Raw genomic sequence first — 12,910 nt, forward strand, 5'->3', positions numbered from 1 at the left:
TGTATTAGGTTAGAAAAGTCGAATTTGCAGGAGGCAGTTTAAATGCAGGTAGTATTTTACGGCGTTAGAGGCTCTACCCCTGCACCAGGTGCCGAGTTTGCAAGGTATGGCGGTAATACTGCGTGCGTGCATGTTAAGTTGTCGGACGGCACGCAATTAATATTAGATTCAGGTACGGGCATCAAAAAATTGGGTCATGTGTTAGCGCAAACTCAAGATGATATTCATTTATTACTGTCGCATAACCATTGGGACCATATTCAGGGTTTTCCGTTTTTTTTACCCGCGTTTCAACCGAAAAGAAAAATTTATATAACCCCAGGCTTAACCACGCCGTATGAGCCGGAGGCGATATTAAATCAAATGTCGGGTTCTTGGTTTCCTATTACGCGTAATGAACTATTGGCTGATATTGAAATTGTCCAGCAGGATGTTGATGTTGAAAGCTGGCAAATTGGCTCAGCCACCATTAGTCGACGTAAAATGAATCATCCTGGCGGTGGTTCATCTTACTTGATAGCGGATAACGGCACAAAGTTAGCCTATGTTACCGACAATGAATTATTCCCTCCTTATCGTGTTGAAACTCAATTTTCAGAATGGCAGTCTTTTATTCAAGATGCTGATTTACTCATACATGACGCACAATACACAGATGTAGATATGCCTCTAAAACACGGTTGGGGGCATAGTTTAATTGAGCAAGCGGTTGAGTTGTCTGTGTCTGCTGGTGTTAAGCGCTGCGCATTTTATAGTCATGACCATACGCGCACAGACGATGCGATTGATGCTTTACTTGAGCAAATTCAAGTGAAAATGGCAGAGCGTGATAATCCATCTGCACCAGAGATTTTTGCCGCTTATGAAGGTCAGGTTGTTGTTTTAAAATAGAGGGCCTGACTAAAAAGCAGACCCTCCATATTTCGTTCACAATTGTTAGGCATTTTAAACAGGATTTATCGCTTTGATGCAGGGAATTTAGCTATTAGGAAACCATATGCTTAAATACCTTAAGCTATCTTTTAATCAACTCTCTATTCTTACCAGCGTGGTTATCATGACGTTATTGATCATGATGCAATCATCAATGCTGGGTGAAGAAGCCACCACCTTTTTAAAACGCCTTGATGGCATGCTCTATGACGTGCGTCTAAAAGCGACCCTTGAACATAGACCAAGGTACGATGAGACTAAAATAGTTATTATTGATTTAGATGAGAAAGCTTTAAAAGAACATGGGCGGTGGCCGTGGAGCCGACGTAAAGTTGCGGATTTAATCAATAAGCTGCTGGATGCTGGAGTGATTGTAATTGCATTCGACGTTTTGTTTGCAGAACCTGAGCGAAATCCTGTAGATGAGCTGGCTAATGAATTTGGTCAGTCAGTCATAAGTAAGGGGGGACTGGGGCGCTATAGAGATGCTATAGATGGTGATCTGCGTATGGCAGAAGCTTTGCAGAATGGTGATGTGGTACTCGGTATATTATTTGAAGATCAAAAAGAAGTTAGTAAGGGAATATTACCTGATCCGGTAATTGAGCTGAGTCAGGATGTACCCGTCAGAAAGACAACCGCTGTTCCTCTCAGTGGTTATATAGGTAACATCTCTGTTTTGCATGAAGCGGCTTATGGCAAGGGTTTTTTTAATGCGGTGCCAGATGAAGATGGATCAATCCGTAGAGCCGCTTTATTGATTAGACATGAAGATGAAATATACCCTTCGTTAGCACTGGAAGCCGCACGGCTTTATTCACTTGCAGATACCATAAAAGTTGATTTGGTTGATGACTGGGGAGAAGGATCGTTTCATAGTATCAGAGGCGTGCGTTTAAATGATAAAACTATCTATACTGATCAAAATGGGAGAGTGTTGATTCCCTATCGTGGAGGCAGTCACAGCTTTAAATATATATCAGCCGCAGACGTTCTCTCTGGTGAGATGGATCCCGAGGCGTTGCTTGATTCTATTGTTTTCGTGGGTACATCGTCGGTTGGTTTAGCTGATTTACGAGAAACTCCGGTTGGTATCCAATACCCAGGAGTAGAGGTTCACGCAAATGTTCTGGAGGGGTTGCTGCATCCAGATATATTTGCTTATCGTCATGAATTTGCTGATATCTTTACCGTGTTCTACTTACTTATCTTTGGTTTAGTGATGGCATATTTTTTCCCTCGCTTAGGTCCAGGGCAAATGGCGTTGTACGGCGGTGTGTTGGTAGCTGTCACTATTGCCATCAATAGTTTTCTTTGGACAAATGAAAAAACATCGTTACCTTTAACTACGCCAATTTTGCTATGTTTCTTTATTACTGTCATCAATATCGCTTTTGGTTTCTTTGCTGAAAATAACCAAAAGAAAATGATCAAAGGCATGTTTGATCAATATGTACCGCCGGCGCATATCGATAAGATGCTGCAAGACCCATCTGCTATTAACATGGATGGTGAGCGGCGTAATATGTCGGTTTTGTTCTCTGATATTCGTAGTTTTACCACGATCTCTGAAGGCCTGTCTGCAAATGAGCTCAAGCTGCTACTTAACCGTTACTTTTCACCGATTACGCGCTCAATTGGTGAGTACAATGGCACCATAGATAAATACGTTGGCGACATGGTGATGGCATTTTGGGGGGCGCCGTTAAAAGATAAGCAGCATGCGATTAATTCCATTCATTGTGCCTTTGATATGTTAAAACTCACCGCTGAGTTACGTGAGGAATTTTTAGCTGAAGGTTGGCCCGAAGTTCGCATAGGTATTGGTATTAATACCGGTGACATGAATGTTGGCGACATGGGATCGGATTTACGTAAAGCCTACACCGTATTAGGAGACTCGGTTAACTTGGGTAGCCGCCTTGAAGGGTTAACCAAATTTTACGGTGTGGAGTTATTAGTTAGCGAATTTACCCTTGAACAAGCGAAAGATGCCTTTGAGTTTCGCCCGATAGATAGAGTGAAAGTTAAGGGTAAAAATAAAGCGGTGGCTATTTTTGAACCCATTTGTGAAAAGGGTAAATTAAACGAGCAAGACAGCGCAGAGTTAGCGCAGTATAATAAGGCTTATGCGCTATACTTAGCTCAAGACTGGCCAGCAGCAGAGTTGGCATTTGCTGAACTAATACGTTTAAACGATAAACGTTTAGTTTACCAAGTTTATGCAGAGCGAATATTGCAATTGAAAGATGAACCTAAACAACAGGATTGGGATGGTTCATTTACGCATACCAGTAAATAAATTTAATAAGCGGAATAGCTAATGAGTTCATTAACCGAAGCCCATCATGAAAATATCGCTGAGATCCGTCTCCGGCAGATAGAACGCATGATAGAAGTTGGGCAGGCATTGTCGGCAGAAAAAGACACGACAAAGTTGCTTGAACAAATTTTATTAGCAGCCAAGGATATTACTCATTCTGATGGCGGCACTATTTACTCAGTTAACGAGCAAGGTGAATTGAAATTTGAAACCTTGATCAATGACACCTTAGGTATGTATATGGGCGGCACGAGTGATAAGCCGATCCCTTTCCCTGCCATTCCGTTAATGGTCGACGGTAAGCCTAATTTAAGCGCCTTGGTCGCTTATGCTGCCAATACTGATCAAGTGATTAATATTCCAGATGCTTATGAGCCGTTTGACGGTTTTGATATGTCTGGTGCCCGAGCGATGGACGCGAAAATAGGCTATCGTACACGCTCGGTATTAACCGTTCCCATGAAAAATCACGAAGGGGAACTCAATGGCGTTCTGCAATTAATTAATGCCCAAGATTGTGATTTAGTTGGCAATATTGGCGACATTATTGAGTTTGATGCCGATATAGAGCGTATTGTGGTGGCTCTTGCTTCCCAAGCTGCGGTTGCGTTAACCAACCGCCAGTTGATTGATGATATGGAAGAGTTATTCCAGTCATTTACCAAACTGTTGGCGAAATCGATTGATGAAAAATCACCTTATACAGGAGGCCATTGTCGTCGAGTACCTGAAATCACCATGATGCTGGCGCAGGCTACCCATAATACTAAAACTGGCCCTATGGCTGATTTTAGTATGACGGAAGAAGACCAGTATGCACTTAATATCGCCGCTTGGCTGCATGATTGCGGTAAAATTGCCACGCCTGAATATGTCATGGATAAGGCGACTAAACTTGAAACCATTTTTGACCGAATTGAATTGGTTGAAGCTCGATTTGAAGTGGCTAAACGTGATACGCAATTGCTTTATGCCAATAAAATAATTGAGCAAATTAAAGCCGGTAATTTTGAAGCAGAAGCACAACTCAATGCAGAATGTGAGCAAAAGCTCCATGATTTAGAAGAGCAGATGGATTTTCTGGCACATGCCAATATTGGTGGCGAATTTATGACGCCAGACGACCAACAAAAAGTCCGCGATATAGGTGAAAGTTATCATTTAGATATTCGTCATCGAAAGCAGCCCTTGTTGGAAGAAGATGAAATTACCAACCTTAGTATTGCTCGTGGCACGTTAAATAACGAAGAACGGCAAATTATCAACCGTCATATTAATATCACCATAGATATGTTGGAGGCGTTACCGTTTCCTCGTCATTTGCGCAATGTACCAGAGTACGCAGGCGGCCATCACGAAAAAATGGATGGTACAGGTTATCCTAAAGGCTTAACACGTGATGAAATGTCTGTACCTGCTAGAATGATGGCAATAGCGGATATATTTGAAGCGTTAACGGCATCTGACCGCCCTTATAAACCAGCGAAAAAACTGTCTGAATGTTTGAAAATTCTTGGCTTTATGAAAAAAGATAATCATATCGATCCTGATTTATTCGATATTTTTGTTGATAATAAAATTTATGAGCAATTTGCCAAAGAGTTTTTAGATGATACGCAGATTGATGAAATAGATGTTAATAAGATCCCCGGTTATGTCCCACCTGAACAGCGAAATTAACAAGAGTCATTAAACGTTAAAATAAGATTTTCTGTTAGCGTTTAGGCTGACTAAATTTTGTCTAAATCTATGGTGGGCTCCATGCGGACGCTCGCTTTTGGCTTTGCTGTCGCGACTTTATCTTTTCTTTGTTTCTCAGCTCCAGATGTTGTTTGATTGGATGAAAATGCCGTTTTATTTAATTCTTTAAATTCTGCCTTAGGCTGCCTTTGTGCGTGGGGTTCTGGTGCGTGAGGCTCTTGTACGTGATGAAGAATGGTTTGCTGATTATATAATTGAGCAATTTGTGAAGAAAATTGTTGATGCAGCTTTTGCTGCTGTTCTTGGGCTTTTTTTAGCTGCTGGTTAATTAAATGTAGCTCTTTACTCATTTGGTCAAACTTAAGATACCAAAGCAAGAAAGGTCGTAAGGTAAATAGCAGCGCTATCGCACCTATGATAACAAGTAAAATATTGATATAGGCACGATATTCGAGAATGAAGTCCATTAGAACTTCATTGTGGTAATAGGGTTTTCTTCGTACTTCAGGTCAATTTGATATTCTACGTCGCCGGCTTTGACAAAGAAAAACGTTTTATCGCGTTTGAATACTTCATGTAAAAACACATTTTTCATACCCGAACGCTTAGTTGGTCCCATATCGACAAATTTAACCTCATAGCGTGATACCAAAATATTTTGGTATTGAGGAGGTGTAACCAAAAGAAGTTCTTTTTTCTCATCGCGCAACACTATGGTGCTGTTATTTACTGAATAGGTTACTGAATTTTCAAGCAAGTGGGTATCTCCCTTAATTCATTTCGTGTATTGCATGCTAGTCCAGAGCCTTATACGGCCTATAAATGTTATTTTAGCATCGCTTAGGGGTAAAAAGTAGCACTGACTATTTAGTTATAGCATTTTATTAACATATTAATGCACTTTGCTGTAAATTGTTTGATTTAAATTACGCAATTAATCGCGGTAGAATGCACAAAATTGAAATTAACCTATTAAATGTCAATGAATAAAAGCTTAATTACTAATATTGCCGCTGCGGCGTTTTTAGTTGCAGGTTATCTATTAGCTAATGCCTTGTTATTAAGTGTTGGTGTATTTGCTTTGGCGGGCAGTGTAACTAACTGGTTAGCCGTGCATATGTTGTTTGAAAAAGTACCAGGTTTATATGGTTCAGGGGTGATCCCAGCCAGATTTGAAGATTTCAAACAAGGTATTAAAGAGTTAATGATGACGCAATTTTTTACTGCTGAAAATATCGATAACTTTTTAACCCATGGTGGTGTCTCTCAACAGTTAGATTTAGCTCCGGTTATTGAAAATACTGATCTTTCTCCCGCTTTTGATTCACTGGTTAAAACAATTGAAGAATCTTCATTTGGTGGCATGTTAGCTATGTTTGGTGGTAGTGAAGCACTAGTACCATTGAAAGAGCCTTTTATTAATAAAATGAAAGCAGCTTTATTGGACATTGCACAAAGTGAAGCCTTTGCAGATAACTTGGTTAAGCAAGTTGAACAACCTAGTGTGATGGGGGGAATGCGTGACAAGGTGGAAACGATTATTGAAAAACGTTTGAATGAATTAACCCCACAATTAGTTAAGCAGATTATTCAAGATATGATTAAACAGCACCTTGGTTGGTTAGTTGTTTGGGGTGGTGTATTTGGCGGTTTAATTGGTTTGATTGCTGCGTTACTGGATTTTTAACCTTCAATTAAAAAAAGAGCGGTCATAGACCGCTCTTTTATAACCTGCTCTTTTATAGCCTATTACGGTTTAACTTCATTTTACAACTTAGCAAATGCTCGACCCGCTGCAGCAATTGTGTTGTTGATGTCTTCATCACTGTGTGCGGTTGATGTAAAACCGGCTTCATACGCGCTTGGTGCTAAATAAACGCCTTCTTCAAGCATCAAGTGGTAGAACTTTTGGAATTGTTCCATGTTGCATTGAGTTGCTTGCTTGTATCCTGTTATTTTTTCATCAGTTGAAAAAAAGAAGCCGAACATGCCACCGACTTGGTTGGTGGTTAATGCCACACCCGCTTTATCCGCTTGTGCTTTAAAGCCTGTAACCAGTTTTTCAGCTTTAGCTGTTATATCTTGATAGATAGATTCTTGATTTGTACTGAGTTCGGTTAGGGCTGCGATACCAGCGGCCATTGCAATTGGATTACCTGATAAGGTCCCTGCTTGGTACACTGGCCCTTCAGGTGCAATACAAGCCATTATTTCAGCTTTACCACCAAAAGCACCAACTGGCATACCGCCACCTATGACTTTACCTAAGGTTGTTAAATCAGGGCAAATATTATAGTGAGCTTGCGCTCCGCCTAAACTGACACGAAAGCCTGTCATAACTTCATCAAAAATCAGTACAGCTTGATATTCATCGCAAATCGCGCGTAACCCTTCAAGAAAGCCATCTACTGGTGGTATACAATTCATATTGCCTGCAACAGGCTCAACAATGATACAAGCAATATCATCGCCAAATTCTTGGAATAAAGCTTTTACTGAATCTAAATCATTAAAGGTTGCGGTCAGTGTGTGCTTGGCGACATCTTCGGGTACACCCGGAGAACTAGGCTCACCTAGGGTTAACATACCTGAACCGGCCTTAACCAGTAAGCTGTCTGCATGGCCGTGATAACAACCTTCGAATTTCAGTAGTTTATTCTTTTTTGTGTAGCCGCGAGCTAAGCGGATCGCTGTCATGGTTGCTTCGGTACCTGAATTAACCATGCGTACCTTTTCCATCGAAGGCACAAGCTTTTTAACTAGCTCTGCCATGACAATTTCGTTTTCAGTGGGGGCACCGTAACTTAAGCCGTTATCTACTGCTTTGTGTACGGCTTCGCGGATTATTGGGTTGTTGTGGCCCAAAATCATCGGTCCCCAACTGCCAACATAATCAATATAAGCTTTATCGTCAGCATCATATAAGTACGCACCATCGGCTTTAGATACAAAAAGTGGATCGCCACCGACACCTTTAAAAGCGCGTACAGGTGAGTTAACCCCACCAGGAATACTTTGTTGGGCTTTAGCAAATAATTGTTCTGAACGTGTCATGTTAAGTCCTCTTTTTATAATCCTGATTCTGCTTTTTGGCTATACCAAACGATACCGCAATCATGGTGACTAACCACTTGTTCGACACCTAAAGTTGTGGCGAACAAAGCCATACGTACTAATACGCCGTTATCCGCTTGGCGGAAAATGGCTAGGTTAGGGTTGTGGTTCATGTCGTTGTCTAACTCATTAGCATCCGCGCGTGAATCGCGAGGCAATGGATGCATGATCACTGTATTAGATTTACAGTGCTGCGTATAAATACTTTGATTTAAACGGAATTTTCCTCGGTATTTATTGGCTTCATCTTCTGACGGAAAACGCTCTTGTTGAATACGTGTTTGGTAAACAATATCCGCGCTTAAATTACCTTCTAGCTGGTCTGTGATTTCGTATTTATGACCGGCATTATCGATAGCATCAATAATATAGTCAGGCATAGCTAATTCGTTAGGCGAGACAAAGGTAAAGCGAATGTTTTGGTACAGACAAAGTAGCTTAGATAATGAATGAACAGTTCGGCCATATTTTAAATCACCCACCATGGCAATGTGCATACCGTCAATCATTTTGCCATTATGTGCTTGTTCTTTACTAATAGTATATAAATCGAGTAGAGCCTGAGTTGGATGCTCATTGGCACCATCACCACCATTAATAACTGGGACTCGGCTACCTTCTGCAAACTCAGCGACAGATCCTGAATCAGGGTGACGCATGGCGATAACATCGCTATAGGAACTTAATACGCGTGCGGTATCGTACAAAGATTCCCCTTTAGCAAGCGCTGATGAACTTGCACCTACCGTTTCTCTTACATGACCACCCAATAAATTGAAGGCAGTACCAAAACTAACCCGTGTTCTTGTGCTGGGTTCAAAGAAAAGGTTACCTAAAATTGCGCCGTCCAAAACACGTGTTCGCTTTTCTCTGTGCGCATAGGGGCGCATGGTATCGGCGACAGTAAATAAATATTCGATGCTAGCTCGGTCGAATTGATTGACGGATAAAATATCCGCACCTTGAAACTTAAACATGCAATTTAATCCCAAAAAGAGGTGATTTAAAGAGTCAAAACGCGGGTGGAGGTCACCCTAATGCTGGGCGCTCACTCTAGCAAAAAAGCATAGGGTTGTCTGCTAAAGTGAGTGAAAAATAGGGATTAAAATGGTTTGACGACGGCTAAGATAATAATGGCAAACAAGGCTATAACGGGGATTTCATTAAACCAGCGATAAAATTTTGCCGATTTAGTGTTTCGGTCGTTTTTAAAGTCGTTTAGCAACTTAAAGCAGTAAGCATGATAAATATATAACCCGACTACAAAGGTAAGTTTTGCATGTAGCCATGCGCTATGTTTAAACCAATCCAATCCATAATGACCAATCAGAGCAACACCAAAAATTAAGGTCAAAATTGCCCATGGCGTCACGAAATAGAGTAATCGACGTTCCATTGTTTTAAAAATTTCGTTGGTGTGGCTATCTTTATTTTCGGCGTGGTAAACAAAAAGACGCGGTAAATAAAATATACCGGCGAACCAAGCTACCATAAAGGCAATGTGCAAAGCTTTAAACCAAAGAATTGTTGTCATGCTATTTTTCCGAGAGTATGAATATTGGCTATTATTTATTACTATTGAATGGTGCCTTTGATGAGCCGTGAACGTACTTCAGTCCAACTCATCACGCCAACAATATTGTCTAGCTGATCTTCAAAAACATATATAGAGCCGTCGCGTTTATCTTTTAAAATGTCGAAAGGCTCAGCAAGAGTATACCGTGAGTCTACACCTTGAATTAATTCAAATTCAAATGGCGATTCTGGATCAGGATCTAAGCTGACATTGTAGTGCACTAAATAAAAGCTGGCCTCTAAGCCACTCTTTTCTCTTAGCACGACAGGTCGATCGCCGGCGTTGTCTAAAGCGTTACGAATGATGTTTTCGTCTTTAGAGGTAACTAAAACGAAATCACGGTTCATGTCGGCTAATATGCCAATTTTTTGTAGGGCTTCAAACGCCGGTGGGTTTTGATACTCGAGCTTTTGAAACTCTAACTGCATCAAGAAGACAGAGCGGTTACGGAAAAATTGCACAGAGGCAACATGAGCCGTCACAATAACTAACATTGCTGGCAAAATAATATCAGGGCTTTGGGTTAATTCTAAAACAGCAACAAGTGCCGCTAAAGGCGCACCTAGAGTCGCGGCCATTAATCCAGCTAAGCCTAACGCACCATATATATCCGCGTATTCGTGCATATCACCAATAAAAACTGAGCCCATCATGGCTAGCAAAGTCCCCAGCATCATGCCTAAACCGAGTATGGGACCAATTATTCCACCTGGAACCCCTAAACCGATAGCAAATACGGTAAGAATGGCTTTACAAACAAATACTGTCATTAACAAGTTTGCATTGTCGTGCACACTTTGTGTGAAGGATATTGCCCCTAAACCATTACCCATAGCTTCAGGAACAAAAGCACCAACAGAAGCGGTAATTAATCCTGCTAGTATTAATCGCGGCGCCATTTTAAAAGGTTTAAACGAGCGTAAAATTTCAAGGAGCTGGCGGTTAAAAGCAAAAGCAAAAGCAGCAATAACCCCACCCATGAAAACTAAAAAGGGATAGTGAACCGCGCTTAATTTATCAAGTTGTAGGTCGGTTAACTCGTGGCCAGTGCCAAATACCGCTTGGGTAAGAATAGCCCCCGCCACAGAGGCCAGCATGACAGGAATAAATACATGGGTTTTATACTCACGAACCACGACTTCCATAACAAAAATGACCGCGGCCAGTGGCGTGTTGAACGAAGCTGATATGCCTGCTGCTATACCGCATGCACTAAGCGTTTTAACTGAGTTGTACGGTAGTTTAAGCCAACTACCAATAAAGCTAGTGCCCGCCGCACCGAGGTGCACTGATGGACCTTCTCGGCCGACCGAGAAACCAGTGGCCAATGCGGCAATACCAGCAAAAAATTGGTTGATGGTGTTTTTTAGCGGCATCATGCCGTAAAAGCTTTTCATTCGATAGATAACGAATGGAATACCAGTACGTGCCACTTTAAATTTAGTGACTTTAGCAATTAATAGAATGGCGGCCACACCAATTAGTGGTAATGCAAAGCGTTGCCAAGTAGAAAGTGACGAAAATTTGTCCACTTCATCTAAATAAAGAAGTTGGATGTTTTCGATTGACCAACGAAAGGCTATGATAAGTAAAGCAGCACATATACCCCCTAGCAATCCGAGTAGAGCTAGCTGAATAGATGTTTTAGGAACGGCGAGTTGTTGTCTTAGTTTAGACAGTTGCATTGCGCTTTATTACTTCTTGTTAGATTAACGACGTGTCCGTTATGTTTATTTCTAGTCAAAGCGATCAGGTTTTAGGGGCAGGTTTCTAGTTCCAGACGAAACCTAAGTACCTACATCCATGTAGGCAAAGCTGTCAAGCTTCGAGACCCCATGAGCATATGCTCTACTATGTGATTGGGGCGAGTAAGCGCCGACAATGAACCATAAGACCTGAGCGAGATGACTATACCTGATGCTGATCAGATAGTGGCTAGCAGTGTATCATATTAACCATAATAAAAATAAGACAGAGAATCAAAGCTTTGGAAAATAAACCTAACAAACTGGTTTACCATAACCTAGACATAATTTGGCATAACCTAAAGCACTTTTATACCGGACTTTATGGTGTTTTACTTTTAATTGCGATCGGCTTGCTAGGTTATTGGATAGCCAGTAAGCACTACAGTGATCTTGAAGCTGAAAAAACACATTATGTTGATCTTATCGCCCAAAGGGAGGCTGAGCTTGCAGCCGCTAAGCAAGAACTAAATTATGTTCGAGTTGAGTTAGAAGTCGAAAAACTTGCAGCACAAACGGTGCAAAAAGATTTGAATAAATTGAAGCAAGAAAATACTCAGCTGAAAAAGGATATTAGTTTTTATCAAAATGTCATGGCGCCAGAAAATAGCGCCGAAGGTGTCATACTTGAGCATTTTATTATTGAACCCACATTGGTGAGTAATCGCTTTCGTTACAAGGTAACGCTAGTGCAAACCCGTAAACAAAAGCGTTTCGCCAAAGGCTATATTGGGATTTTGCTCAAAGGTCAAAAAGCGCAAGTTAAACATGAGTTGAATATTAGCGAGCTTGGTATATTTGATGAGGGCGCTTTAAAATTTAGCTTCCGTTATTTTCAAATATTAGAAGGTGAATTCACCTTGCCTGATGACTTTACACCAGAGCGAGTATTTTTAAATATCACCTTACCTAAGTCTCGTTGGCAACAAGCGGGAAAACTTAATGCTGACTTTGCTTGGACACCGGGTATAGAACATGTGGAATAAACTAGTTATTTCTATTAATTGACTGTTTTACTCAGGTATTAGATAATTTCAATATTAAGAAAAATGATTGTAGGTGTATTCAGTGGATTTACCGATTACTTTTAGTGATAAAGCCGCTAGTAAAGTGAAAGCTTTGATCGCAGAAGAAGAAAACCCAGATCTTAAACTTCGTGTGTATATAACAGGTGGTGGTTGTTCAGGTTTCTCATATGGTTTTACTTTCGATGAGAAGGTAAACGAAGGCGATACCGAAATTGAAAAACAAGGCGTTAGCTTAGTAGTCGATCCTATGAGTTTGCAATACTTGGTAAACAGTGAAGTGGATTACATGGAAGGCTTAGAAGGTTCACGCTTTTTTGTTAACAACCCTAACGCGACAACAACTTGTGGTTGTGGCGCTAGTTTCAGCGTATAACTTTTTATAACAAGGCCTGATCCTCAGGCTTTGCTTCTCTACATTTAATTTTCTGCTATTAATTTTTTTGGTCGAGTAGGCCGAGGGAGCTTCCCCCTCAGCCTCTCACAGATCCGT

At 41.0% G+C, this 12,910-nt stretch carries 12 protein-coding genes; 6 read left to right on the forward strand and 6 right to left on the reverse strand.

The genetic code is table 11. The annotated features are described in order from the left end of the window. Positions 1-42: 42 nt before the first annotated feature. The 3 genes from C2869_RS11370 to C2869_RS11380 all read left to right on the forward strand — a co-directional run bounded on the left by C2869_RS11370 (position 43) and on the right by C2869_RS11380 (position 4,936). Positions 43-891, forward strand: a complete 849-nt coding sequence (locus tag C2869_RS11370; RefSeq protein ID WP_108603051.1) for an MBL fold metallo-hydrolase — start codon at positions 43-45, stop codon at positions 889-891. A gap of 106 nt (positions 892-997) precedes the next feature. Next, a complete protein-coding gene (locus tag C2869_RS11375; RefSeq protein WP_108603052.1) occupies positions 998-3,235 on the forward strand; it encodes an adenylate/guanylate cyclase domain-containing protein in 2,238 nt (745 codons plus the stop codon). Positions 3,236-3,256: 21 nt separating this feature from the next. After that, entirely contained in the window at positions 3,257-4,936 is a 1,680-nt protein-coding gene (locus C2869_RS11380) for an HD family phosphohydrolase (RefSeq protein WP_108603053.1), read from the forward strand. Positions 4,937-4,986: 50 nt separating this feature from the next. Here the strand turns inward: C2869_RS11380 and C2869_RS11385 are convergent, their stop codons facing one another. Together C2869_RS11385 and C2869_RS11390 are read right to left on the reverse strand one after the other, a co-directional pair. Further along, positions 4,987-5,424 (reverse strand): hypothetical protein, encoded by a 438-nt coding sequence (locus tag C2869_RS11385; protein WP_108603054.1) that lies wholly within the window; start codon positions 5,422-5,424, stop codon positions 4,987-4,989. Next, complete coding sequence (locus C2869_RS11390) at positions 5,424-5,714, reverse strand: hypothetical protein (protein ID WP_108603055.1); 291 nt, start codon at positions 5,712-5,714, stop codon at positions 5,424-5,426. The genes C2869_RS11385 and C2869_RS11390 overlap by 1 nt, the downstream gene beginning before the upstream one ends. Positions 5,715-5,939: 225 nt before the next feature. Between C2869_RS11390 and C2869_RS11395 the strand changes: the two genes are divergently transcribed. Continuing rightward, positions 5,940-6,644: a DUF445 family protein gene (locus C2869_RS11395; protein WP_108603056.1), complete on the forward strand. Its 705-nt coding sequence runs from the start codon at positions 5,940-5,942 to the stop codon at positions 6,642-6,644. 80 nt (positions 6,645-6,724) lie between these two features. Here the strand turns inward: C2869_RS11395 and hemL are convergent, their stop codons facing one another. The 4 genes from hemL to C2869_RS11415 all read right to left on the reverse strand — a co-directional run bounded on the left by hemL (position 6,725) and on the right by C2869_RS11415 (position 11,332). After that, positions 6,725-8,011: a glutamate-1-semialdehyde 2,1-aminomutase gene (hemL, locus tag C2869_RS11400; RefSeq protein WP_108603057.1), complete on the reverse strand. Its 1,287-nt coding sequence runs from the start codon at positions 8,009-8,011 to the stop codon at positions 6,725-6,727. Positions 8,012-8,025: 14 nt separating this feature from the next. Beyond that, positions 8,026-9,048 (reverse strand): aspartate carbamoyltransferase, encoded by a 1,023-nt coding sequence (locus C2869_RS11405; RefSeq protein WP_108603058.1) that lies wholly within the window; start codon positions 9,046-9,048, stop codon positions 8,026-8,028. A gap of 125 nt (positions 9,049-9,173) precedes the next feature. After that, positions 9,174-9,605 (reverse strand): protoporphyrinogen oxidase HemJ, encoded by a 432-nt coding sequence (gene hemJ, locus C2869_RS11410; RefSeq protein ID WP_108603059.1) that lies wholly within the window; start codon positions 9,603-9,605, stop codon positions 9,174-9,176. 41 nt (positions 9,606-9,646) lie between these two features. After that, a complete protein-coding gene (locus C2869_RS11415) occupies positions 9,647-11,332 on the reverse strand; it encodes a chloride channel protein (RefSeq protein ID WP_108603060.1) in 1,686 nt (561 codons plus the stop codon). 302 nt (positions 11,333-11,634) lie between these two features. Between C2869_RS11415 and C2869_RS11420 the strand changes: the two genes are divergently transcribed. Together C2869_RS11420 and erpA are read left to right on the forward strand one after the other, a co-directional pair. Continuing rightward, the gene (locus C2869_RS11420; RefSeq protein ID WP_108603061.1) at positions 11,635-12,378 is read left to right on the forward strand and encodes a DUF6776 family protein; all 744 of its coding nucleotides are present in this window, start codon (positions 11,635-11,637) and stop codon (positions 12,376-12,378) included. 73 nt (positions 12,379-12,451) lie between these two features. After that, positions 12,452-12,793 (forward strand): iron-sulfur cluster insertion protein ErpA, encoded by a 342-nt coding sequence (gene erpA / locus C2869_RS11425; protein ID WP_108603062.1) that lies wholly within the window; start codon positions 12,452-12,454, stop codon positions 12,791-12,793. Positions 12,794-12,910 lie beyond the last annotated feature (117 nt).

It is taken from the genome of Saccharobesus litoralis (assembly GCF_003063625.1).
Classification (GTDB): domain Bacteria; phylum Pseudomonadota; class Gammaproteobacteria; order Enterobacterales; family Alteromonadaceae; genus Saccharobesus; species Saccharobesus litoralis.